The 24119-nt window shown below is 51.0% G+C and carries 23 protein-coding genes and 1 pseudogene; all 24 read right to left on the reverse strand.

Translation table 11 applies throughout. The features are described 5' to 3' along the window. Positions 1–84: 84 nt before the first annotated feature. The 24 genes and pseudogenes from BLQ82_RS12075 to BLQ82_RS12190 all read right to left on the reverse strand — a co-directional run bounded on the left by BLQ82_RS12075 (position 85) and on the right by BLQ82_RS12190 (position 23920). The gene (locus BLQ82_RS12075) at positions 85–270 is read right to left on the reverse strand and encodes a hypothetical protein (RefSeq protein WP_157243797.1); all 186 of its coding nucleotides are present in this window, start codon (positions 268–270) and stop codon (positions 85–87) included. 58 nt (positions 271–328) lie between these two features. Continuing rightward, positions 329–1918, reverse strand: coding sequence for a DEAD/DEAH box helicase (locus BLQ82_RS12080; protein ID WP_062523312.1), 1590 nt, complete (start codon positions 1916–1918; stop codon positions 329–331). A 219-nt stretch (positions 1919–2137) separates the two neighbouring features. Continuing rightward, a pseudogene (locus BLQ82_RS12085) lies at positions 2138–2506 on the reverse strand (YmaF family protein); the annotation flags it as partial. A gap of 256 nt (positions 2507–2762) precedes the next feature. After that, positions 2763–3335 (reverse strand): phosphate propanoyltransferase, encoded by a 573-nt coding sequence (gene pduL / locus BLQ82_RS12090; protein WP_062523311.1) that lies wholly within the window; start codon positions 3333–3335, stop codon positions 2763–2765. Positions 3336–3509: 174 nt separating this feature from the next. Continuing rightward, positions 3510–4475, reverse strand: coding sequence for a dipeptidase (locus BLQ82_RS12095; protein ID WP_082722651.1), 966 nt, complete (start codon positions 4473–4475; stop codon positions 3510–3512). Between the two features lie 215 nt (positions 4476–4690). After that, complete coding sequence (locus BLQ82_RS12100) at positions 4691–4951, reverse strand: stage V sporulation protein S (RefSeq protein ID WP_019910496.1); 261 nt, start codon at positions 4949–4951, stop codon at positions 4691–4693. 200 nt (positions 4952–5151) lie between these two features. Further along, complete coding sequence (locus BLQ82_RS12105; RefSeq protein WP_062523309.1) at positions 5152–5946, reverse strand: TIGR00282 family metallophosphoesterase; 795 nt, start codon at positions 5944–5946, stop codon at positions 5152–5154. A 52-nt stretch (positions 5947–5998) separates the two neighbouring features. Then, the gene (rny, locus tag BLQ82_RS12110) at positions 5999–7540 is read right to left on the reverse strand and encodes a ribonuclease Y (RefSeq protein ID WP_020428001.1); all 1542 of its coding nucleotides are present in this window, start codon (positions 7538–7540) and stop codon (positions 5999–6001) included. Between the two features lie 308 nt (positions 7541–7848). Next, the gene (locus BLQ82_RS12115; protein WP_062523308.1) at positions 7849–8583 is read right to left on the reverse strand and encodes a regulatory protein RecX; all 735 of its coding nucleotides are present in this window, start codon (positions 8581–8583) and stop codon (positions 7849–7851) included. 123 nt (positions 8584–8706) lie between these two features. Next, positions 8707–9771, reverse strand: coding sequence for a recombinase RecA (recA, locus tag BLQ82_RS12120; RefSeq protein ID WP_062523307.1), 1065 nt, complete (start codon positions 9769–9771; stop codon positions 8707–8709). 298 nt (positions 9772–10069) lie between these two features. Further along, positions 10070–11359 (reverse strand): competence/damage-inducible protein A, encoded by a 1290-nt coding sequence (locus tag BLQ82_RS12125; protein WP_062523306.1) that lies wholly within the window; start codon positions 11357–11359, stop codon positions 10070–10072. A 55-nt stretch (positions 11360–11414) separates the two neighbouring features. Further along, positions 11415–12002: a CDP-diacylglycerol--glycerol-3-phosphate 3-phosphatidyltransferase gene (pgsA, locus tag BLQ82_RS12130; protein ID WP_062523305.1), complete on the reverse strand. Its 588-nt coding sequence runs from the start codon at positions 12000–12002 to the stop codon at positions 11415–11417. 262 nt (positions 12003–12264) lie between these two features. Continuing rightward, positions 12265–12756 (reverse strand): YajQ family cyclic di-GMP-binding protein, encoded by a 492-nt coding sequence (locus tag BLQ82_RS12135; RefSeq protein WP_025704683.1) that lies wholly within the window; start codon positions 12754–12756, stop codon positions 12265–12267. A gap of 171 nt (positions 12757–12927) precedes the next feature. Continuing rightward, positions 12928–13092 carry a DUF4175 domain-containing protein gene (locus tag BLQ82_RS12140; protein ID WP_143013428.1) on the reverse strand — a complete coding sequence of 55 codons (165 nt, stop codon included), beginning with the start codon at positions 13090–13092 and terminating at the stop codon, positions 12928–12930. An 82-nt stretch (positions 13093–13174) separates the two neighbouring features. Beyond that, positions 13175–14191, reverse strand: coding sequence for a RodZ domain-containing protein (locus tag BLQ82_RS12145; RefSeq protein ID WP_062523304.1), 1017 nt, complete (start codon positions 14189–14191; stop codon positions 13175–13177). A gap of 42 nt (positions 14192–14233) precedes the next feature. Further along, entirely contained in the window at positions 14234–15001 is a 768-nt protein-coding gene (locus BLQ82_RS12150) for a DUF3388 domain-containing protein (protein ID WP_020428009.1), read from the reverse strand. A 179-nt stretch (positions 15002–15180) separates the two neighbouring features. Then, a complete protein-coding gene (locus BLQ82_RS12155; protein ID WP_062523303.1) occupies positions 15181–15441 on the reverse strand; it encodes a DUF3243 domain-containing protein in 261 nt (86 codons plus the stop codon). Between the two features lie 110 nt (positions 15442–15551). Then, positions 15552–16319: an elongation factor P 5-aminopentanone reductase gene (ymfI, locus tag BLQ82_RS12160; protein WP_062523302.1), complete on the reverse strand. Its 768-nt coding sequence runs from the start codon at positions 16317–16319 to the stop codon at positions 15552–15554. Further along, positions 16319–17599 carry an EF-P 5-aminopentanol modification-associated protein YfmH gene (yfmH, locus tag BLQ82_RS12165; protein WP_062523301.1) on the reverse strand — a complete coding sequence of 427 codons (1281 nt, stop codon included), beginning with the start codon at positions 17597–17599 and terminating at the stop codon, positions 16319–16321. The genes ymfI and yfmH overlap by 1 nt, the downstream gene beginning before the upstream one ends. 2 nt (positions 17600–17601) lie before the next feature. Then, positions 17602–18840, reverse strand: a complete 1239-nt coding sequence (gene yfmF / locus BLQ82_RS12170; protein ID WP_425281141.1) for an EF-P 5-aminopentanol modification-associated protein YfmF — start codon at positions 18838–18840, stop codon at positions 17602–17604. Positions 18841–19087: 247 nt separating this feature from the next. Next, the gene (gene sleB, locus BLQ82_RS12175) at positions 19088–19951 is read right to left on the reverse strand and encodes a spore cortex-lytic enzyme (protein WP_062523299.1); all 864 of its coding nucleotides are present in this window, start codon (positions 19949–19951) and stop codon (positions 19088–19090) included. A 190-nt stretch (positions 19952–20141) separates the two neighbouring features. Continuing rightward, the gene (locus tag BLQ82_RS12180; RefSeq protein WP_062523298.1) at positions 20142–22802 is read right to left on the reverse strand and encodes an FtsK/SpoIIIE family DNA translocase; all 2661 of its coding nucleotides are present in this window, start codon (positions 22800–22802) and stop codon (positions 20142–20144) included. A gap of 129 nt (positions 22803–22931) precedes the next feature. After that, positions 22932–23144: a YlzJ-like family protein gene (locus tag BLQ82_RS12185; protein WP_062523297.1), complete on the reverse strand. Its 213-nt coding sequence runs from the start codon at positions 23142–23144 to the stop codon at positions 22932–22934. Continuing rightward, positions 23141–23920 carry a ClpP family protease gene (locus BLQ82_RS12190; RefSeq protein WP_062523318.1) on the reverse strand — a complete coding sequence of 260 codons (780 nt, stop codon included), beginning with the start codon at positions 23918–23920 and terminating at the stop codon, positions 23141–23143. The genes BLQ82_RS12185 and BLQ82_RS12190 overlap by 4 nt, the downstream gene beginning before the upstream one ends. Positions 23921–24119 lie beyond the last annotated feature (199 nt).

Below are 24119 nucleotides of genomic sequence, written 5' to 3' on the forward strand. Positions count from 1 at the left end.
TCCTTTCTTGGTGGTTTCGCAATCCCGAGAATACCCTACTTTTTTGTTGCCTGCTAGGCTCCAAATTTTGGTACACAACTTACTTTACGCCATCCCTGTGGTGAATTCAGAGGTATTTTTACCTCTCATTTCCGCATATAGCCCGCCTGTGGCGAATTCAGAGGTATTTTTACCTCTCATTTCCTCGATAGGCCCGCCTGCGGCGAATTCAGAGGTATTTTTACCTTTCATTTCCTCGTATAGGGCCGCCTGCGGCAATTTCTCTCCCAAAAAAGCAAAAAACAGCTCCCCCATCCAGGGAAGCTGTAGTCCACAAATCTAGCCGCAGCTACTGTGATCTGCCGGCTTTGGCAGCAGGTCTGCCGCTGGGGCGGCTGCTGTAGTTATTGCCCGGTCTGCCGCCTTGGGTGCCAGCAGATCTGCTGTTCTGCCCGGCGCTTGTCCGTTCACCCGTTCTCCCGCTAGCGCTGCCGCCGGGGCGGCTGCCTGCACCAGCTCCGCCGCCGTTCCCTCCGCTTGGTCTCCCGCTAGCACCGGCTCCGCCAGACCTTGCTCCACTGGCGGGAGCACTTCCAGAGCTTGCGCCAGCATGGTGGGCCGGCTTCCCGTCCGGTCTGCTTCCCGCGCGGCTATTGGCTCCGCCGCCAGAGCTGTTGCCCGGACGGTTGCCCTGCGTGAACCACTCGGACTTTGGCTTGCGGGCCGGATTGGACTTCGCTTTTGCCGCCGGTTTCGCCGGTGACTTGACCGGACGATCATTCAGCAGCGCCAGAGTACTTTGAGACATCGGATAGGCGTGGTCTGTCACTTGCGGTATCGTCTTGCCGATCAGCTTCTGGATATCCTTCAGGTACGGAATCTCTTCTGCTTCGCATAAGGAAATGGCAATTCCGCTCATCCCGGCACGGCCGGTGCGGCCGATCCGGTGTACATAGGTCTCCGGAATGTTCGGCAAGTTGAAATTAATAACATGCGACAGTTCATCAATATCAATCCCGCGCGCGGCTATGTCCGTGGCAACGAGTACACGGGTGGCCCCGCTTTTGAAGTTGCGCAGCGCATTTTGCCGGTCATTCTGGGATTTGTTCCCATGTATCGCCTGAGCGGTAATATTAATGCGGGTCAAATCACGGGTCACCCGGTCAGCCCCCCGTTTCGTGCGGGTGAAGACCAGTGCAGACACAATCGATTTGTCCTGCAGCAGACGGTTCAATTGATTTTGCTTATTGCCGTTCTCCAGCAGGTAGACTGATTGTTCGATTCTGTCCACGGTAGAGGAAACCGGGGTAATTTCGATCTTCACCGGGTTTACCAGCAGCGTTTTGATCAAATTTGAAATTTCTGTCGGCATCGTTGCCGAGAAGAACAATGTTTGCTTTTTGCTTGGCATTTTGGCGATTATCCGCTTTACATCATGAATGAAACCCATGTCAAGCATGCGGTCCGCTTCGTCCAGCACAAGGATCTGCACATATTGCAAATCGACATGCTTTTGGGTAATCAGGTCAATCAGCCGTCCTGGTGTGGCAATCAGGATGTCTGTACCCTGGCTTAATGCCCGCTCTTGAGCTTTTTGGGACACACCGCCGACAATAGCTGTTGAACGGATATTGGTGAATTTACTGTAAGCCTGAATATTTTCCGAGATTTGCAGGGCAAGCTCTCTTGTCGGTGTGAGAATCAGCGAGCGGATGCGGCGTTTGCCGCCTGTTACGGAAGGCTGCTGGCTTAACAGCTGAATAATCGGCAACGAAAAAGCCGCTGTTTTACCCGTACCGGTCTGTGCGCAGCCAAGGACATCCCGGCCAGCCAGAGCCGCTGGAATGGATTCCTCCTGAATGGGGGTGGGGGATGTATAATTTTCTTGGCTTAACGCCTTGAGGATTGCCGGGATTAAATTCAAATCATTAAAAGTCATGTTGTCTCCTTAATGTTAAATACATATATTTTCAGATCATGTGCGAGCATATTCAGCTTATTCCTGCGTCTCCACATAGCGCAGTTGTAAGTCATAACACATAATGATACCACAGATCCGCATAATAGATAACCCTACAAACTGGGATTGAAATTTCAAGGGCCCTGTCCAAGAGATTTCCAGAAAAAAAAGCAGTTCCCTTATAAAAGAACGAGGGGACTACTTTTTTTGAACCCAATTCAGTCCATTTGCCAGTATAATCTCTGACGGGACAATGATCTGATGCGCTTGGATCAATGTTGCAAAATTAAATTGATGCTGATGACCATCATTTACAGTAGTGAGACCGGTAACAAAATGTACATGCTTGCCATTACCAACCGGAATAGCCGGTCCGGTTCTACTCTTTTTCAGATTATGAAAATGGTTCAAAAAATCGGTTTTATTAAGATCAATTTCATGGACATGGCTGTTCCCTGCCCGGATTGCCTGCCCCGTCACACCTGCGAACCGATGGTTATGCCGATCTGCGCCTGCTTCGGCCAGTTTAGTACTACCTTCAAATTCATGTACATGCCGCTGTGCCTGTTTAAGAAGATGTACCTTTCAACCTTCTGAGATTTTTCTTCTGCATCCGTCACTTGCCTCCTTACAATAGTGGACTCCACAACATCATATTGAGGCAAAAATATGTATGTGCTAGGCAACTGTCAGTGATCAGAATGTTATTTCCCCGGCTTCGCGAGGCTTTTGCATGGAAGCTGGTTCAGGTACTTTGCTGATGATATGCAAAAAAAGCGGAGGATCGCTCCCCCGCTCTCTTCCTTCTTATAAAAAATAAAGACTAATCCACAATTTCAGCAGTATCGCCATTGTTGGCGCCTGCAGCGTTGGCTTCGTCGGTGTCGATATGCATGTCGAGCTTAAAGTTGTCGGATACACGTGCAATCACGTTCTCAAGTACCAGACCACGTTCACCGCCAAGGCGTACCTTCAGCATTTGCTTGTCGGCGATACCCCAGGCTTCAGCTTCAGAGGTATGGAAGTGGATGTGGCGTGCTGCCACAATAACGCCTGTTTCCAGCTCAACTTCGCCGGCAGGTCCTTTGATCGTAATGCCTGGTGTGCCTTCAATGTGGCCGGATTCGCGGACAGGGGCTTTCACGCCGAGGCTGAATGCGTCTGTGCGGGATACTTCCAGCTGCGATTGCGGACGGACAGGTCCAAGAATTCTGACCTTGTCGAATTTTCCTTTGGTGCCGATTACGGCTACTTGCTCATTTGCTGCAAATTGTCCGGGTTGGGACAGCGGTTTGAACTCCGTTAATTGATAGCCTGGGCCAAACAATGCTTCTACGTGCTCCTGCGTAAGGTGAATATGCCGGGCCGACACACCTACGGATACAGTCTTGCTCATTGTAATGTCACTCCTTGTATTTTCTCTAGTATCTGTACAAGCCACTGAACATTATACATCTATTTCTCTGAAAATAAAAAGCCCCTCTTCACATAGAGGGAGCTTTTTTCGACATTTTACGATATTGGAACAGGATTGTCAAAAAATCGCCACTTGCGGGACCGGTATTCACAGCTACGGTTGGATTGTCTTGGATGGCAGATTTTTGGCGAGAAAAGACAGGGCATTCCCGTGAAGCCAGCTCTTCACCGCATCTTCAGGGTAACGGGCGAGCAGCAGCTCGGCGAACTCTGCATATTTTCCCGGATGCTCCAGGCCCTCCACCCAGCAATCGATGCCGTCAAAATCCGATCCGAACATGATCTGCCCGGAGCCGCCGAGCGAACAAATATGCTCAATATGCCGGAGGACATCCTCAACCTTCGCCTCCCCGCCATCCCGGACAAACCAGGGGACAAATGTCACTCCGATCCGCCCGTCCATTGCGATCAATGCCTGAATCTGCTCATCGCTCAGATTGCGCGGATGTCCGCACACAGCAGCAGCATTGGAGTGAGAGGCAATAAAGGGACGCACACTCCGCTCCGCAAGCTCCCAGAACCCGGCAGGCGCCAGATGCGACACATCCAGCAGCATTCCGCTCTCATTGCACCAATCTATTAGTTTCCGGCCCTGTTCCGTAAAACCACCGTTCCGCTGCTCCAGCACGCCGTCCGCTGCCCAGTTGGCATAATTCCAGGTTACGCCTATGAACCGTACTCCCAGTTCAAAGCACAGCTGGGCATAGAACAGATTGCCCTCCAGACCGTCCACACCTTCCAGGGAGAGCATTCCCCGGCCTGTAGGTGTATTTATCTGTTCTGCTGCCTCCTCCTTCCAGCGCAGCCACTGCAGGCCTCCTGAACCGGCTACTTTATTGCGGAACGACTCGATTTGACCCAGAATGCGCTCAAAGCCCGCCTTTTCCCGCCGGGTAGACAGATAGACGGCAAAAACCTGCAGTTCGACACCCCCCGCCTGCAAACGGTCCAGGGTCACATCCAGCCGGCTGTCATTCCTGAAATCTATATCCGGTGAAGCCTGCAGCTTGCTAAGCACATCACAGTGAAAATCCGCCACTCTCCGTTGCCTGTTTCTCACCACTGCATAAACCTCGCTTTCGTTTGGGCTTATAGCCTATTACTAAGCTTATGCTCCCATAACTTAACTCTCAACTTGGAACCAGTAATTTCTATATGCACAGCAAAAAACCTGCTTACTGGAGTAAACAGGTTCATTCAAAAGTTTTGCGGGGATGACTCCAACAATTGGACTTCACGCAAAACTCACTTCGAAAATCTACTTATGGCTATCTATTATCTAGGTTCTACAATCAGTTTAATCGCGGTCCGATCCTCTCCATCGATCACTATGTCTGTAAAAGCGGGAATGCAGATCAAATCGACGCCGCTGGGTGCGACAAATCCCCGGGCAATGGCAACTGCTTTGACGGCTTGGTTCAGTGCTCCGGCTCCAATAGCTTGCAGCTCGGCCGATCCACGTTCACGAAGAACACCTGCTAACGCGCCGGCGACGGAATTAGGATTGGATTTAGCTGATACTTTTAATACATCCATAGTAAGTACCTCCCCTGGGAAAATGATGGTGTTCTTCCACTACTGTAGATGTTATTCGCGTTAGAAGAATTAATTCCTTCTTTTTGCGGACCATTCCGGAGAAATTAGGACAAAAGATACTCTTTCTCGATATAATAAATATCACACTTTACCCAAAACCAGCGATTATTCTCGAAAAACCTATTTACTTGGAACCCAAACTAGCTCATTACCCATTCGCCTTCACGCATCCGGATCTTCTCAACACGTGTCGCCTTACCCGTAGCTTCATCAAGTTCTGCGAACAACCCATGCAGCTGCCACTTCCCTTCATCCACTACAAATCTTGCCGGAAGCTGGGTAGTAAATTTATACAGTACCGCATCCTTTTCCATACCCAGAATCCCTTCTCTTGAACCAACCATCCCGGCATCGGTCAAATATGCAGTCCCTCCCGGCAGGATAACTTCGTCGTTGCTCTGCACATGGGTATGCGTCCCGACCACGATTGAAGCCAGTCCATCCATGAAATAACCCATGGCAATCTTTTCGGAAGTAGCTTCAGCATGAAAATCAACCAGGATACATTTGTGCTTCTGTCGCAGCTCCTGGGCAATCTCTTCGCCAATACGGAACGGGTCATCAATAGCCGGCAAAAACGTACGTCCCTGCAGATTGACAATTGCGAGCTGTTTGCCATTCGCTTTGATCACTGTGTAACCGCGGCCTGGCGTGCCTGGAGGGAAATTAGCCGGACGAATAAGCCTCGGCTCATCGTCGATAAATTCAAAAATATCCTTGTTGTCCCAAGTATGATTACCCATCGTAATGCCATGCACACCCCAATTGAAAAATTCATTGGCAATGGCTGAGGTAATCCCTCTGCCGGCAGCGGCGTTCTCTCCATTAACGATAATCACATGCGGCTGATATTTATCCTTTAGGGTAGGCAGCATTTCGCGCAGCGCTTTTCTGCCGGTATTCCCGCAAATGTCTCCGATAAATAGAACTTTAATGATGTTCTCCTCCTGAAAGAAAAAAGGCCCCGCAGAGGGGCCGATTTCCTTGTTATTTAGCGTATTCTACTGCCCGTGTCTCGCGGATTACGGTAACCTTGATATGACCCGGATAATCCAGTTCACTCTCGATCATCTTCGTAATGTCGCGGGCCAGACGGAAAGCTTCGGCATCGTCGATCTTCTCAGGCTGCACCATCACGCGAACCTCACGGCCCGCTTGAATGGCATAGGATTTCTCCACGCCTTCGAAGGATTCGGAGATCTCCTCCAGCTTTTCCAGACGCTTGATATACGTTTCCAGGGTCTCGCGGCGGGCGCCAGGGCGTGCGGCCGACAAAGCATCGGCTGCTCCAACCAGCATGGCGATAACCGAGGTAGCCTCGCAGTCTCCATGATGGGACGCGATACTGTTGATGACCACCGGATGTTCCTTGTATTTCTTCGCCAGTTCGACGCCGATTTCCACGTGCGAACCTTCCACTTCGTGATCCAGCGCTTTGCCGATATCATGCAGCAGTCCGGCGCGTTTTGCAAGCACGATGTCTTCCCCAAGCTCACCGGCCATCAGTCCAGTCAAATAAGCAACCTCCATGGAGTGCTTGAGTACGTTTTGACCATAGCTCGTACGGAATTTCAGACGGCCCAGGATCTTGATCAGATCCGGATGCAATCCGTGAACGCCTACCTCGAAGGTAGCCTGTTCGCCGTATTCACGGATTCGTTCATCTACTTCCTTACGGGACTTCTCTACCATTTCCTCGATTCGGGCCGGATGGATACGTCCATCCGCTACCAGCTTCTCAAGTGCCGTACGGGCCACTTCGCGGCGAATCGGATCAAAGCCTGACAGAATAACCGCTTCCGGCGTATCATCAATGATGAGATCAATACCAGTGAGAGTTTCCAGTGCACGAATGTTGCGGCCTTCACGGCCGATAATCCGGCCCTTCATCTCTTCATTAGGCAGTGTTACGACCGACACGGTAGTTTCCGCCACATGATCAGCAGCGCAGCGCTGAATCGCCAAGGTAATGATTTCACGGGCCTTCTTGTCCGCTTCTTCTTTGGCCTGCTGCTCAATTTCCTTGATCATCTGTGCGGTTTCGTGGCGAACTTCCTGCTCAACATTGCTCAGAATGATACTTCTGGCATCATCGATGCTCAAATTGGAGATGCGTTCCAGTTCAGTGACTTGATTCTTGTAAATAACATCAATTTGCTGCTGTGTTTCGTCAATTCGTTTCTCTTTGTTAGCTACTTGTTCTTCTTTTCGTTCGAGCGATTCCATTTTTTTATCCAGCGATTCTTCCTTTTGCAGCAAACGTCTCTCTTGCCGTTGGATTTCATTCCGACGCTCACGAGTTTCTTTCTCAGCTTCGGTGCGGATTCTATGAACTTCGTCCTTAGCTTCAAGTACCGTTTCCTTCTTCAGCGCTTCTGCCTCTTTCTTCGCGTTCTCCACGATGACTACGGCTTCCTTCTCAGCACTGGAAATCTTAGCTTCTGCAAGGGATTTACGAATAAAATAACCGAATCCAAAGAATAATGCAGCTACAACGAGAACGATTATGACCCAGATTGCAGGATGCATTCTGTTCACCTCCTCGTTGGTTCCTCCAAGAACAAGCCTTGGGAATTTGTGCAGTTGTTAAACTAATCCGTTCATCACCATACAAAAAACCGGTAATACACCGATTGCCATACTGCACATGCTGCACATGCACACTGCCCGCCTTATCCGGCGATTACATTTCATATGAGTTGTACGCGAACCGCACCATAAGAGTCTGCTTTTTGGGAAGGAAAAAGGATTCTTATTTAGGCCGATTCATGTTATATTTTATTATTTATAAAAAGACATTGTCAAGAGAGTCGATAACCGCATTAAAGTCAAGACAATCAGTCAGGGAAGTAAATCTCCTCTTCTTCGCCTTCAAAATCTTCTTCCTCGCGTAAAATGTTCAGCACCTGACGCACCATATCCCCAGAAAACCCCCGCCGCATGAGAAATGCGCCGGTCTTCCTGCGCTTGTCATTCACATCGCCGCGGATCAGATTCCATTTCTTCCTTCCCGTCTGCAAAGCGCTCTCCAGCTCCTGCTCGGGAGTAATATTCTCCAGCGCCTCGGAAATCAGCGACTTGTCGATGCCCTTCTCGCGCAGCTCCTGGCGGATCCACAGCTTGCCTTTGCGCTGGTTCGTAATACGCTGCTCTGCCCATTGCTTGGCATACAAGGGATCATCCAGCAGACGCTCCTGCTGCAGGCGCAGCAGAACTTCGGCAATAATAGTCTCTCCTATTTCCTTGTCCCGTAAACGGCGGGCCATCTCCTGGGATGTCCGGGGCTTGCGCTCCAGATACCGCAGTCCCTCCACATAAGCCCGCTGGCGTTCATCAGCGACAACGATCTCCTCCAGATCGGACTTCATGAAGGAGCTCCCGGTAATCATCCGGTACTTAATCATGACATCTTCATGAACGGTCATCTGATACGCACCAAAATGAATGATGTAACGGTGGTCGGACTTCTTCTGGCGCTCCACCTTCGTAATCACCAGCAGCTCATCCGCAGGAAAATCGGCCAGCATCTGCTCGTCCTGCTCTTCGGGTTCGGGATTTAATTGTATTACCATGATGGCTGTCACCTCATTGCTATTGTAAGTCTGGTTCATTTTACGAAAAAACGCCCTGTCAGATCATTCACAGGGCGCTCGATATCTTACCTAGTATTCAATTTCAGAAGATTGAATATCAAGTTATTCGATTTCAAGCAGCAGCTTTTCTTCTTCCTCTTGCTCAGCCGCCACCTCAGATTCAGTTGGCGCAGCCACAATCGTTGACAGATTGCTTGCTTCACGAATCTTATTCTCAATCAACAGGGCAATATCCTGATGTTCCTTCAGGAACTGCTTGGAATTCTCACGGCCTTGTCCAAGACGCTCACCCTCATAAGAGTACCAGGCACCGCTCTTGTTGACGATGTCCATTTCAGTACCGATGTCCACAAGGCTTCCTTCTTTGGAGATCCCTTCACCATACATGATATCAACATCAGCCTGCTTGAATGGAGGAGCTACCTTGTTCTTCACGACCTTGATCTTTGTGCGGTTACCCACCACATCGTTACCCATCTTAATGCTCTCAACGCGGCGTACATCCAGACGCACGGAAGAGTAGAATTTCAAGGCCCGGCCGCCGGGTGTTGTTTCCGGGTTACCGAACATTACACCAATCTTCTCACGAAGCTGGTTGATGAAGATAGCAATAGTATTCGACTTGTTGATTGCCCCCGACAGCTTCCGCAAAGCCTGAGACATCAGGCGGGCCTGCAAGCCTACATGGGAATCGCCCATGTCGCCTTCGATTTCTGCCTTCGGAACCAATGCTGCCACGGAGTCCACTACGATAATGTCGACCGCACCACTGCGGACAAGTGCTTCAGCGATTTCCAGCGCCTGCTCGCCCGTGTCCGGCTGGGACAGCAGCAGCTCATCGATGTTAACGCCAAGCGCGTTAGCGTATTTAGGATCAAGCGCATGCTCGGCATCGATAAAGGCAGCTTGTCCGCCGACCTTTTGCACTTCTGCAATCGCATGCAAGGCAACTGTGGTCTTACCGGAAGATTCCGGTCCATATACTTCAATAATACGTCCTTTGGGAAGTCCGCCTATACCTAGTGCAATATCAAGTGCCAAAGATCCGCTAGGTACCACTTCCACCTTCATGTGGTTGGATTCTCCCAATTTCATGATCGAACCTTTACCGAATTGTTTTTCTATTTGACGAAGCGCCATATCAAGCGCCGCACGACGATCTGACAATCAGACCACTTCCTTCACTGTTTATAGTACTATAATAACGTGTTTTGGAGGTCTTGCCAAGCTTTTTTTCGAACATACATTCGTTTTTTTTGTCCTGCGGGGGAATACTCCCTTTTATTGTAAGCCTCCTTCCGGATCTGGTGCTAACCCAGAATATTCGGTCACCGGACGCCGGACAGTGCCTTCTTCCAAAGGAAGGCTGCAGGTTCATGCCTATTAATATAACAAAAAACCGCAGCAAGGATATCTCAGTGCCACGGTTCTTCCGTATACTTGAATTATATACTGGGCAATACGGTTATTGCAAGGCTGACCCTTCAAGCGGGGTATCCACCTTGCGCTCCTCCAGTCTGCGCCAGAGACGGTACAGAAGCGACTTGACGGTCCGCAGACGGATGTTCTCCCGCGTACCCTTAAGATTGAGCTCATAGACCTCGGTAGGCCGGCCCCGTTCCGCCAGTCCAACGAACACAAGCCCAACTGGCTTGCGTTCAGAATATCCCGGACCGGCTACACCGGTAACCGACAACCCGAAATCACTGTCTGCAATCATTCTGACCTGATCCGCCAGCACCTCGGCCACTTCCCGGCTTACCGCGCCCGGCGCATCCGGCCCCTCCAGAAGGGCTGACGGCACATTCAGCAGCTTTTTCTTCATATCATTGGAATAGCATACGATTCCTCCGAGAAACATCGAGGCGCTGCCCGGAATACTCGTAATGCTCTCCATCAGCAGGCCGCCAGTACAGCTCTCCGCCGCACTCACAGTCAATCCGGCATCCGCCATCCAATCGACGATCAGCTGTTCCAGAGGCACATCGATATTAGCGTACATATGCTCCGGCAGGATCTCCTGAATGGTTTTCTCCAGCACCTCCAGCTTCTGCATGGCCTCCCGTTCAGAAGGGGCTTTGGTGGATATGCGGACCGTTACCTCGCCCTCCTTGGCATAAGGAGCAATGGTCGGATCACTCTGATTCCTAATCAGATCAATCAGCTTATCCTCCAGAAGCGATTCTCCAATGCCGGCGAACTTAAGCATCTTCGAATAAATCGGCATTTCGCCGGTCAGTGCATGCTGCTGCAGCCAAGGCTTGGCCTGGCCTGTGAACATAGGCTTCATCTCACGCGGAGGACCGGGAAGTACAATGTAATACTTGCCTCCGTCTGCAAGCGCAAGGCCCACAGCAAGACCCGTTTCGTTCGGAAGCGGTGTGGTTCCATCAATGATAAGTGCCTGTTTGCGGTTATTTTCGGTCATTACAATCTTGCGTTCATCAAAAAAACGCTGGACATGATCCATGGCAAGCTGATCAATATGCAGGCTGCGGCCCAGCGATGCGGCAAGCGCGTCCTTGGTAAGATCATCTTCTGTGGGGCCAATCCCGCCGGTGAACAGAATGACATCCGCACGGCTGCGAGCTATTTCAATGGCCTGCTGAAGGCGGCTGCTGTTATCCCCAACGACGGTCTGAAAGAACACATCGATTCCAAGCGCCGCCAGCTCCAGGGATAGAAACTGGGCATTGCTGTTTACGATCTGTCCGAGTAAAAGTTCTGTACCAACGGCAATAATTTCCGCTTTCATAGCTGGCTTTCTCCTCCTGGATGTAGAGTAACACAAGTAATATTGGTCTTAGCGGTCAGGCATTATGAAGCTCCAGCAAATCTTTATTTTTTACAAAATAGTCAATGCCGGAATAGATAGTAACAAGTGCTGCAGCCCAGATGGCAATATCATCTACAGGAATGCTGACGAATTGAAACGGGAAGTTATTCAGCAGCAGCAGGGAAATTGCAACAATCTGAATAACAGTTTTTATCTTGCCCCACTTGCTGGCAGCAACCACTTTTCCTTCGAGCAGCGCTACCTGGCGCAGTCCGGTTACTGCGAACTCACGGCTGATAATAACGATTGCGATCCATGAGTCACATCTGCCCAGCTCCACCAGGGAAATCAGCACAGCCGAGACCAGCAGCTTGTCCGCAAGAGGGTCGAGCAGCTTGCCCAGATTGGTGACCATGTTGTACTTCCGGGCGATATAACCGTCAATGCCATCGGTGCTGGCCGCAAGCAAAAAGATCACCGCTGCGATCAGATGATTAAAGGAAAGCTGGAACGAGCCCCAATGAATCGGTTCCGGATAAAAGCTGAAATTCACCAGCAAAAAAAACATCATAATCGGGATAAGACAAATACGTGCCAGCGTAATGCGGTTAGGCAAATTCACAGAAGTTCCTCCCTTGTTCCATACGAATCCGATATTCCAGTATTCAAGTTGAAACGGCTGCGCCGTCCTTATAAAAGCTTATGCTTCCGAAGCAGCGATACAACGTATCGCTTTCAGGTACCCGTTTCAACGAGAAATATAAATTCTTTATATTTTCTAAAAAACGGCTTACGCAAGTATATTATAGCCCTATGTAGGTGTCAAAAAAACACAAAGCACCCCGCAGGCGAGAAATCAGCAAGCAGTGCGGGGTACGAAAATCTTACTTTAAGTTATTAAACTGCAGATCCAGCGGCAAATCGGCTTTGCGCAGAATCTGGATAATCTGCTGCAGATCATCACGGCTTTTGCCGGTTACGCGGATTTGGTCCCCCTGGATTTGGCTCTTCACTTTCAGCTTCGAATCACGGATCAGAATGTTGATTTTTTTGGCATTTTCCTGATCAATTCCCTGCTTAAGACCCAGACGCTGGCGCACAGTGCCCAGAGAAGCCGGCTCAACCTTGCCGAAATCCAGATTCTTCAGTGTAATGCCGCGCTTGACCATCTTCGACTGTAAAATATCGATGACGGCATTCAGCTTGTATTCGTCCTCCGAAGCGATGATAAGCGCATCCTTCTCCAGCTTCAGACTGCTCTTGCTGTTCTTGAAGTCGAAGCGGTTATCGATCTCCTTCTCCGTCTGGTGAACGGCATTGGTCAACTCCTGCATGTCCATTTTGGACACGATATCAAATGAACTTTCCGAACTCAATTCATCCACTTCCTTTGTTAGCAAATATTCTTTTCCTATTATATGAGAAAGGAACTCTTAAGTCTAATTTGACAGGTAAAGCCCGACATACAAAACAGCCCCACCAAAGTGGAGCCATTCTGTGTAAAGGCAGAAACCCCCTTCCCCGGATTCAATGAATCGGGAGACGCGCTACTGCCTGCTGCGTGAGGGGGCCCGGAACATATCCAAAATCCCGAGCAGAATATGTGCCAGTCCAAAGCCCAGAATACCATAACCCCAGACACTTGGTGTCAGATAATATCCGAGGAGACTGACGATAATACCAAGCCCTGTTACGATCCAGCTTGCGGTCATGAGAGAATACACCTCACTTTGGCGTAAGAACTGTAAATCAGTCATAGGTTCTCCTAAAAGCCAAAGTCTATACATCAGATGATCATTCAGCAGTTGAATTCTCCTGATTTGTATTCTCCTGATTGGTTACATTGTCCTGGCTTCCCTCAGTACCGCTGTTCTGTGTTCCTGTTGTATCTCCGGACGCTGAGCTATCATCCAGCTCCAGGAGAAGCCGGGATGAGGTTTTGCCGTCTGTGACTACTTGTCCATTGACTGTAATTTCCGTAGCCGGGGAGTACCCGGACTTGATGTACATTCCTTCACTGTCGAGCGTGAAGCTCAAGTTGTCCCCGGCAGCAGTATTGCCGAAGCTTAGCTTCTCTCCTTTGGAATTCTCGCCTTTGTAGACTTCAAGCCAGCTCACCCCGCTCGCAGCGATCTGCACCTGAACGGCGCTTCCAGCAGGGGCTGACACCTTGTACACCGTCGTTTTTCCCGATTTGCGGTCCTGAGTGACCGTAACCTCCTGGGAGGATGGGGATGGTGATGGAGATGGTGAAGCCGATGGAGCTGTTGTCGCCTCAGGAGTCGCTGTGCCCGAACCGGCATCTGCCGAAGCGGAAGGCGCCGCAACGCCACCTCCCACAGCAGTCGGTGAAGGCTGAACCTTCGACGGATCCTGTGTAGCCGTGGTCAGATTGCCAGGTTCGGCTTTGTCTGGTTCCGGTTTGTTCATATTGGAAGAAGCGTACATGTAAATCACTACGATAATAAGCACGGGAAAGGTCCACATCAGAACTGTAGGCAGCCATTTCGCATTCCGTTCCGTTTCTGGTCTGCGGCTGCGCTTCTGTATCACCGTTTCCATCGGTGTCTCTACCGGAGCGGCAGGCACGTTGCCGTGTTCCTCCATCAGCTCGTCGGGATTTACATCCACGGCTTCCGCATAGGTTTTGATAAATGCCCGGACGTAAAAGCTTCCCGGCAGCACCTTATAATCCCCCGCTTCGATGGCTTCTAAATATTTTTTGCGGATTTTTGTTACTTCCTGGACATCATCAAGGCTCATCCCTTTTTGCAGACGCGCCTCCTTCAAATGCCGGCCCAGTTCCGACATACCATCACCTCCTAAGTGTGTAGTGCCGCTATCAGCAGCTATTTATAGATCATCACTGTAGCTCGTCGTGAACGAGTCATACAATATCTCTTCGCTTGGTATATTGCGCAGCTCGATAATAATATCGAAATCATCATAGGTGTATTCGGATTCCCGTACAAAAATATCCGGGTGCTCAATCACCTTCGTGCTTGGCATGCTCATCACATGCTGCAGCAGATTATAGTGCTTCTCGTTGGAACGGATCGTGCTGACAATACCGTCAATAATGAATACATTGTGCGGGTTCATTTCATCTTCAGCGAGCTGGCTGCGCACCGTCTGGCGCAACAGCGTCGAAGAGACAAACGTCCAGCGCTTCATGGCGCAGACACTGCCGGCGATAATCGATTCCGTCTTGCCGACGCGGGGCATGCCCCGAAGACCAATAACCTGATTTCCTTCCCTTTTAAACAGCTCACCGAGAAAATCAACCAGCAGCCCCAGTTCATCCCTGGTGAACCGGAACGTCTTGCGGTCATCCGAGTCACGGTCGATATAGCGCCCATGCCGTACGGCCAGCTTGTCAACAAGCCGCGGGGAACGGAGCGCGGTCACTGTTATATTATCAACTTTTTTGAGCATTTCGCCCATCAGCATGATTTTTTCATCATCACTTGTTTCCAGCAGCATTCCGCGGGTCTTGCCTTCTACCCCGTTAATGGTCAGGATATTAACCTCCAGCATTCCGAGCATTGAAGCGATATCACCAAGCAGACCAGGTCTGTTCTTATGTATCTTATACTCCATGTACCATTGTTTATATTCCACTTGCTACACCTCATAGATTCCTTTTCCCATAACTTTGCGGTATACACCAAAAAAAGCCGGCTTCGGCAAAGTGTTCTGAACACGGGTCATGTTAATGATATATAAAATAAATTTGAAAGGCAAGGACACTATTGTAATAATTGCAGAAAAGCTCCCGCGAGGGGAGCTTGTTCCGCGAGCTATGCGTTTTTCTTCGCCAGCTTCACCATGAGGGAAGCAATGGTCTGCTTCTCATCATCCGTGCCGACATCCCACAGCTCTTTGATCGCCCGGTTGGAGTAGTTGCCCGGATCGACTTTCTTATCGAGAAACTCCCCGATTTCAAAAGCCAGCTTGGAAATGGTTTCGTCGCTCATCCCCATTTTTTCAGCCTGAATGACCCGCTCTCCCAGAAAGCTTTTCCAGGTATCAAAGTTCTTCACTACGGAGTCTGTTGACATCTTAAATCCTCCTCAAAATGTTGTGGGTTACGTGAGATTTAAAAGCAACAGTTATAATATGTCTCCGTCCGGATATTCTTATGCTGGAGTATTTCTCCAAGGGTACAGCTTCAGGTAATCCAACCGCCGTTCGGACTGATGATCTGCCCGGTGATATAACCGGATTCCGGAAGCGCCAGAAAATACACCAGCGAAGAAATCTCCTCTGGAGAAGCGAGACGTCCTGCCGGAATCTCATCCTCCAGCATCCGCATCTCATCCGCCTGCAGGTTGGCAAGCATCGCCGTCTGAACGGCTCCAGGGGCTACGGCGTTGACTGTGACACCCGATGGGGCCAGTTCCTTCGCAAGTGCCTTGGTGAAGGCATTCACACCGCCTTTGCTGGCGGAATAAGCGACTTCACAGGAGGCGCCGGAAATTCCCCAGACCGAGGATACATTGATAATCCGCCCATACCGCTGGGACACCATATATGGCATAAAAATCTGGCTGCACAGGAAGGTGCCTTTGAGATTGACTGCCATAATCTCGTCCCATTCTTCCTCAGTCACATCCGCCAGCATCCCGTAATGCGCCTTACCGGCGTTATTTACCAGAATATCCGGCTGCATTCCGCTCGCCGTGAGCCTTTCGGCCATCCGCACCAGCTGGCTGCGGTCCTTCATATCCGCAGCCACTGTCATTACCTTGGCTCCAAGCGCCATACAGCGCCGGGCCACATCATTCGCCGCTTCGTGCGAATTCATATAATGAATAACAATGTTCATTCCGACTGAGGCAAAACGTTCGGCAATTGCACCGCCGATTCCCCCGCTGCCTCCGGTAATGAGTACGGTCATTTCCCCGATTGGTTTGCTGTTCTCTCCCGGAAGCGTCATTAAGGGCTCACCACAAGCGACACTGCAAGCTGCTCCCAGTCGACATGCGAGCGCAGACGTTCGTTGACTTCTTCCAGTGTGATCGATTCATAAAGCGGAAGCACTTCAAAAAGGTCCCCTCCGCGGAACTGGTACCGCGTGAATTCATGGGCAATGCTCTCAGGCGAATTCAGCATGCGCAGATAGCCGCCGATTTTCTTTTTGCGGGCCCGTTCAAAATCCTTCTCCGCAAAACCGGACGCCAGCACGAGATTGATTTCTTCCTTAATCCGCTTCAGCAGCAGATCAGTGTCTTTGGTATCGCCGCCGATAGCCGAAAACGCGTATTGCGGCGAGCTGTTGAATTCATGTCCGAAGCTGTCCGAGATCAGCTCTTCGTCATACAGTTTCTGGTACAGTGCCGTACTGCTCCCGAGCAGCAGGTCCAGCATCAGCTTGGTCGTCAAATCGCGGCGCACCGCAGCTTCCCCGGTCAGGCCCTCCACCTTTTCCTTGAAGCCGAACAGCAGCTTCGGCATGGACACCGCCAGCTTGCTCTCCTTGACTTTTGTGGCTACCTGAGCAGGCTCTTCCTCAAAAATGCGCTGGATTTCTCCCTGTTTGCCGTAAGATTTGCCCTTCTGGTTGTTGCGGATCAGCTCGAACACCTTCTCCGGATCGACTCCGCCGACTACAAACAACAGCATATTGCTGGGATGGTAGAAGGAATTGTAGCAGGTATACAAGGTTTCTTTGGTGATCGTGGCAATCGATTCGATGGTACCGGCAATATCGATATGGACCGGGTGTTTGGAATACATGGCTTCGATTAAACCAAAATAAACGCGCCAGTCGGGATTATCCGCATACATATTGATTTCCTGGCCGATGATGCCCTTTTCCTTCTCCACATTCTCATCGGTGAAATAAGGCCGCTGCACGAAATCCACAAGCGTACTAAGGTTGGTTTCGATATTTTCGGTTGCCGAAAAGAGGTATACCGTCTGGTCAAAGCTGGTAAACGCATTTGCTGAAGCTCCGTTGGATGCAAAGGTGGCGAAAATATCGCCTTCCGGCTCCTCGAACATTTTATGCTCCAGGAAGTGGGCAATGCCGTCAGGAACTGTCGTTTCTTCGCCTCCTGCAACCTTGAAGTGATTGTCCACGGACCCGTATTTGGTCGCAAAGGTGGCATAGGTTTTGAGAAAAGCCGGCTTCGGCAGCACATACACCTGCAGACCGTTATCCATAACCTCGTGATACAGCGTTTCTTGAAGTTTCTCGTAATGAATCTTCTCCACCGTTATTCCCCCTTCCCTGTCAGGAAATAAATCGTATCCAGCTCAAAGGTGCCGGCTGCAGCCTTCACATCTTCTGCCCCCGTGCTGTCAACCTGAGCCAGGAGTTCCTGGGCGGAGCGGTCTTTTCCGGACAACTGGCGGTTGAAGTCAAAGGATATCATTTCAAAAGCGGAGTCCTGAATTTCGGAGAGCAGATTGCGGATCATGGCTTTGGTCTGGCTCAGCTCCAGCTCACTGATATTCCCGGCCTGGAGTTCATCCAGCTGCTTGCGGATAATGTCCACGGCTTTGCTGTAGTTCTGTGTCTCAATCCCCGATTGAATGGTGCCAATGCCTTTATGGCCGTCATAACGCGAGGATGCGTAATAAGCCAGGCTCTCTTTCTCGCGCACGTTCACAAACAGCTTGGAGTGCGGATATCCGCCCAGAATACCGTTGTACATGAGCGCTGAAGCATACCTGTCGTCTTTGTAGGTTATCGGGGTGCGCAGACCCATGTTGAGCTTCCCCTGATTGACATCGAGCTTCTCTTCCACCGTGCGGACCTCCGTAACGGTTACCGGTGAAAAATTAGAGGAATACTCCGCTGATTCCCCGTGGGCACGGCCGAAATGGCGGGTTACCAGCTTCTCTACTTCCTCAGGGGTGGTGTCACCTACGACATACAGGTCGAGAATGGCTCCGCCCAGCCAGGAATTATAGGACTGATAGAGCGATTCCGGAGTAATGCCGTCGAGATCGGCTCTTTGGCCCAGCGGGTGAAGACGGTACGGTTCGTGCCGGCACATTTCTTCAATGCAGCGTTCGGCTGCATAACGGATTTTGTCGTTGACGATGGCTTCCAGCTTCTTGCGCACGGTTTCGCGCTCGGTTGCTACATAGGAAGCACGGAAACTCCCTGCCTCCAGCAGCGGTTTTGTCAGCACCTCTCCGAGAAACGCAAACGATTCGCCCAGCAGGCTTTCTTTGCTCTGGACAAAGGAATCATTGATCGTATCCATACGAAACTGGACAATCTGATAGTCGCCTCTTTTATAAATGTCAAAACCGAAACCGGCCCCGTACAGCTCCTCCAGACGTTCGCGGAACTGTGTGGTTTCGGGATAATTCGCCGTCCCTCTGCGCAGCACAAAGGGAATCAGCGCTGTCGGGGTCACCGTGTTTTCATCAAGCGGAACACCGGCATAGAGTGAGATGGCGAATGTCTTGAACGCCTTGGTCGGCAGGACATGAATACGCATACCTGCGGCGCTGCCATGTTGAAATCCATTATTTGTCAAGTCCAAAACTCCTTTGCGGCGGGGATAACTGCCATATAAGCTGAACTTAAGAGCAATAACAAGCCGGATTCTTAAGTTCACTCTCTATACAACAAGTTTATGAAGTATTATCCATTCTAAACCATTCCAAAGTAAGGAAGCAACCGGAAGCAGGCTGCCGGTTGCTCTTGGTCGATTTTTGACTTATATGGTGCTGCCATATTGCCGGCTACATGCAGAAAATATGCTCGCCGATGGTCTTCACCTGCGGACGGCTCCAAATCCATTTGGATGTGGCTGTCTTCGGATTGAAGTAATAAATGCAGCCGCCGGAAGGGTCCCAGCCGTTAAGGGCCTGCTGCACCGCCTTGCGCGCCTGTTCATTCGGCTCCAGATAAATCTGTCCATCTGCCACTGCGGTGAAGGCGCCCGGCTGAAAAATCACACCGGAAGGTGTATTCGGAAAGTTTGGTGATTTCACACGGTTCAGAATGACCGCAGCTACTGCAACCTGGCCTTCAAACGGTTCACCGCGCGACTCTCCATATACGGCATTGGCCATAATTTTGAGATCATTCTCCGACAAGCCCATGGTGTTGCCGGAGCTAAGCTCGGCTGTATTCTTGTTAGCCGCATTTGAAGCTCCGGTGTTCCCGTTGCCTCCCGTCTTCTTAGCAGTGCTGGTTGACGGTTCTGTAGGCTTCCAGGCTTTGGTGGCGTTATAGAGCTTCAGCTTTGTTTTGGCCCCGACAATACCGTCAGCCTTCATCCCAAATTTCCACTGGAACCACGTAACTGCATTTTTAGTTTTGGCTCCAAATTGGCTGTCTATGGCACCCGCATAAAATCCGAGATGCTTGAGCCTGCCCTGCAGCTCGTAGACATCCTGTCCGGAAGAACCCACCTTAAGCAGGGTCGTCCCAAACGCAGGCAGCGCCTCTTCTTCAGGCACAGTGCTCTCCGTCATTGGAGATGTATGATTATTCTGATTCGCATAAACTGCACCTGGTTCCTTGATGAGTATAGCTGTGAACGGTGCAGCTGCCAGTGCAAGGGTTAGTGCGGCAAATATCCATTGCGTGTGCTTTTTCATTGGGGATCGCTCTACCTTTCTCTTGTAAGTTCTGCATGGATGGCTAAAGTTATTATGACGACTGGCAGGGCATCCTATGCATTACCGGCTTCGAAACAAGCGGTCCCGGTGAATCCGGTTTAACTTGAAATACAACAAACCCCCTTCCAATAAGGAAGAGGGCTTGATCCCTAATAAATAATACCAATAGTTAAGAGCTAATCCGGTTATGCTGGTATTGTTCCAGCGACATCAACACTTCGCGGGGTTTACTGCCTTCGTATGGTCCGATCACGCTCCGCGCCTCCATAGCATCGATCAGCCTCGCAGCGCGAGTATAACCGACACGCATGCGCCGCTGAAGCAGTGATACCGAAGCTTGCTTCGCTTCCAGCACAATCTGCACCGCCTGCTCATACAATTCATCTTGCGGCTCATCGTCTTCAGTCACCGTGTCATCCACTTCAGGAACAATGGACTCATCGTAATTGGCTTCCCCTTGACTGCTGACATACTGGACAATCGTTTCCACTTCCTGATCGCTCATAAAAGCACCCTGGACGCGTATCGGCTTAGAAGCGCCCATAGGCAGGAAAAGCATGTCGCCACGGCCCAGCAGCTTCTCCGCTCCCGGCATATCCAGAATGGTCCGCGAATCAACGTTAGAGGATACCCCGAACGCAATGCGTGAAGGAATATTGGCCTTAATGAGTCCTGTGATGACATCGACTGACGGACGCTGGGTTGCAATGATTAAGTGGATGCCTGCTGCGCGGGCCATCTGGGCCAGGCGGCAGATCGCGTCCTCGACATCGTTAGCCGCAACCATCATGAGATCGGCAAGCTCGTCCACGATCACAACAATATAGGGCAGCACGGCAGCCGGGTTATCCTTCATCAGGTTATTGTAGCCTTCCACATTGCGTGTACCCGATTTGGAGAAGAGTTCATATCTTTTCTCCATTTCAACCACAATTTTCTTCAGCGCCAGACTTGCTCTTTTGGGATCTGTGACGACTGGAGCAAGCAGATGAGGTATTCCGTTATACACATTAAGCTCAACCATCTTGGGGTCAACCATCAGAAACTTAACCTCATTCGGTTTGGCTTTATATAAAATACTGGTAATAATGCCGTTAATGCAGACAGACTTCCCGGAACCCGTTGCTCCCGCTACAAGGAGATGGGGCATCTTCGCCAGATTGCCGACAATCGTCTGCCCGGAAATATCTCGCCCGAAGGCAATCGATAACCTGGATTCGGCATCCTGGAAAATCTGCGTCTCCATGACCTCGCGCATGGTTACGACCGACACTTCCGGATTAGGCACCTCAATCCCTATGGCAGACTTGCCTGGGATAGGCGCCTCCATACGGATATCCTTGGCCGCCAGGGCCAGCGCAATATCATCCGTCAGATTCACAATGCGGCTGACCTTGACGCCGATATCCGGTTGAATCTCGTACCTGGTAACGGCTGGTCCTCTGACAACCTCCAGCACTTTCGCCCGCACGCCAAAGCTCTCCAGTGTGGCTTCCAGCTTGCGTGCCGTCTGCATGTAATCATTCTGGTCACCGGACTTGGCTCCGTTGTTAGGCTTAGCCAAGAGCCGGAAAGGCGGCAGCTTGTACGGCTTGGGCGGAGGAGGCAGCGGTACGGGAACCGGTTCTCCGCCCTCCGCCGAATCCAGCAGCCCGTTCAGTTCGAGCGGTGCCAGTTCCTCTTCCGGCACGTCCTCCACAGCCGGGATACCTCCGTTAACCGGGGGTGTCCCGGAAACGGCTTCCCTGACCGCTCCGCTGCGCGCTGCAGGAGAAAATTCGCTCCATTCTTCTCGATCCTCCGCATTCAAGCCTTCCGCACGGATGTGCTCAAAGAAATCACGAATAATCGGAGTAACAGGCTCTGTATCATCACCTAGATAATCCTCGTCATCGTCCAGCTGTGACAGGTCTCCTCCGGGGTAACCCGAAATAATTGGACCGGAAGGTGTACCGCTCAGCACCACATCTGCATCTTCATCCGCAGAATGGCCTTCGCCAGCAGGTTGTCCAGTTCTTGCCCCTCCGCTGAACCAGCCACCGATTCTACGCAGGAACTGCGGCTGGCTGCGGCTTGGAAGCTGCTGTTCGTCCTCATCCTCATCGTCGTCATCCTGCACAGGCTGTGGAGCAGGTGTCCTTGCGGTTCTGGCCGTTCTGGCAGGTCTGGAGTTTACCGGGACGGCAGCCGGCCGGTTGGCGGCCTTCTGCCGGATGCCTTCCACCAGCTTCACTACCCGGACGCGCAGCAATGTAAACAGTTCTACATAGGAGAGGTTCGTGATCAGCATAAAGCTGATCGCCAGCATAACAATCATCAGCAGCTTGGCGCCCAGACTCCCGAACAGCCACAGCAATGCGGCGTATTCCAGTGCCCCGACATACCCTCCGCTGATGTCCTTGCCCAGCATATATACATCACTGCCGTCTACACCCGGTGAAAGCGAGCCTGACAGATCATTATGTATTTGGGCCAGCACATTGCCGGGATGGAGCATCGATAATGGGCCCAGTTTCTGCTCCATGGCTGAAATTGTACTCATCAGGCACATAGACAGCACCAGCAGCAGTGCGCCGGAATGGCGGCTTGTCCATTTGGAAGGCCACCTCCGGTGAATCATTACCATCAATCCATAAAAAATCCCTACCAGCGGCAGCACAAAATAGAATCTGCCGAATAAATAGCCTGACATATTCGAGAGAGAGCGTCCTACCGCTGCCTCACCGGATAATGCGATGACGGAGATTGTAATCAGCATGATCCCGTAGATTTCATATTTTAAAACGCTGCCGAGCAGCGCTTTTTTCTTTTTCTTTCTTCGTTTAGCCACAACAGCCACCCCCGGAACAATATTATACCATATAATGGCGTGGCGTACCTATGTTCTCTTTTGTCAGAAAATGCATCTTTCTGCATGTTGTTCGCATTTTCTGCAAAAGTTCCGGGGGGAATGGTTTATTTATTTCCAGCTGATGATGGCTCCCGGTGAAAATGCCGGGTCCAGATACTTTTCCAGCGGACAATCCAGCAGCCTGACGATACGCGCCCGTCCGCGGTCCAGCGGTTCCACCTGCAGCAGCAGCCCCTGGAAGCTGACCTCCTCCAACGGCTCCATGAAGCTGACCGCCCCTTCAAACACCTGTTCCAGCGGAATAACAGTATACAAGGTCATTGCGTAAGCCCTCCTTGAACAATCTGTTCCGGCGGCTGCCCCATCTCAGCGGCAATCATTCCGTTCAACCGGGACATCGCTGCACCGATTCCGCCTACCTCATCCATCAGTCCGTACTTAACGGCATCATGACCGCCGACTGCCGTACCGATATCCCGGTTCAGCTCACCCGTACGGAACATCAGATCCTTGAACTGCTGTTCGGAAATCCGTGAATGGGAGGTTACAAACCTCACCATCCTCTCCTGCATCCGCTCCATATATTCGAAGGTCTGCGGTACCCCGATCACCAGACCGTTCATTCGGATCGGATGAATCGTCATCGTCGCGCTCTCGGCAATGATGGAGTAGCTGGAGGCTACGGCAATCGGCACACCGATGCTGTGTCCTCCGCCAATGACCACAGTCACCGTAGGCTTCGACAGCGAAGCGATCATTTCCGCAATTGCAAGCCCGGCCTCAACATCGCCGCCGACAGTATTCAGAATAATCAGCAGGCCTTTGATGGTTTTACTCTGCTCTGCGGCAACCAGCTGCGGAATAATATGTTCGTATTTGGTGGTTTTATTATGCGGCGGCAGCACAAAATGCCCCTCAATCTGTCCGATAATTGTCATGCAGAAAATGTCCGGCTCGCCGGTCGGTACAGCGGTCTGACCCAGCTCTTTCACAATTCCAGCCGTTCCCGGAAGTACCGGCTCGCTGGTTTGCGGTTTCACCACATCCGGGAGGACCTCCTCATTTGTGCCGACATTTGTCCCTTCAGTTTCTTCCATTGTTCGCAGCGCTCCCTTTTTGCTTGCAGCACTCGCGGCTGCAGCCATACTAGCTTTGGTTAGTATGACATTTCAGGGGACCTGCTTATACACCCGGCCTTGATATTTGTCCACAACAGCTCCAAGCAGAGCGTTGAGGTTACAGGATCAAAATACAGCAAAAGCCCCTCCAACCCTGGAAACCGTCCAATATTTCCGG

The organism is Paenibacillus jilunlii, from assembly GCF_900102965.1.
Lineage (GTDB): Bacteria > Bacillota > Bacilli > Paenibacillales > Paenibacillaceae > Paenibacillus_AQ > Paenibacillus_AQ jilunlii.

Coding starts and splice junctions, on each gene's coding strand:
- BLQ82_RS12190 (WP_062523318.1), bottom strand. CDS start 23,920: ATGGAAGAAACTGAAGGGACAAATGTCGGCACAAATGAGGAGGTCCTC.
- BLQ82_RS12140 (WP_143013428.1), bottom strand. CDS start 13,092: ATGACCGCAAGCTGGATCGTAACAGGGCTTGGTATTATCGTCAGTCTC.
- yfmF (WP_425281141.1), bottom strand. CDS start 18,840: ATGCGTATTCATGTCCTGCCGACCAAGGCGTTCAAGACATTCGCCATC.
- ymfI (WP_062523302.1), bottom strand. CDS start 16,319: ATGACGCTTCCGGGAGAGAACAGCAAACCAATCGGGGAAATGACCGTA.
- BLQ82_RS12100 (WP_019910496.1), bottom strand. CDS start 4,951: ATGGATGTATTAAAAGTATCAGCTAAATCCAATCCTAATTCCGTCGCC.
- BLQ82_RS12115 (WP_062523308.1), bottom strand. CDS start 8,583: ATGGTAATACAATTAAATCCCGAACCCGAAGAGCAGGACGAGCAGATG.
- BLQ82_RS12080 (WP_062523312.1), bottom strand. CDS start 1,918: ATGACTTTTAATGATTTGAATTTAATCCCGGCAATCCTCAAGGCGTTA.
- pduL (WP_062523311.1), bottom strand. CDS start 3,335: ATGAGCAAGACTGTATCCGTAGGTGTGTCGGCCCGGCATATTCACCTT.
- BLQ82_RS12155 (WP_062523303.1), bottom strand. CDS start 15,441: ATGTCAACAGACTCCGTAGTGAAGAACTTTGATACCTGGAAAAGCTTT.
- rny (WP_020428001.1), bottom strand. CDS start 7,540: ATGCATCCTGCAATCTGGGTCATAATCGTTCTCGTTGTAGCTGCATTA.
- BLQ82_RS12185 (WP_062523297.1), bottom strand. CDS start 23,144: ATGACCTTGTATACTGTTATTCCGCTGGAACAGGTGTTTGAAGGGGCG.
- BLQ82_RS12125 (WP_062523306.1), bottom strand. CDS start 11,359: ATGAAAGCGGAAATTATTGCCGTTGGTACAGAACTTTTACTCGGACAG.
- sleB (WP_062523299.1), bottom strand. CDS start 19,951: ATGAAAAAGCACACGCAATGGATATTTGCCGCACTAACCCTTGCACTG.
- BLQ82_RS12145 (WP_062523304.1), bottom strand. CDS start 14,191: ATGTCGGAACTGGGCCGGCATTTGAAGGAGGCGCGTCTGCAAAAAGGG.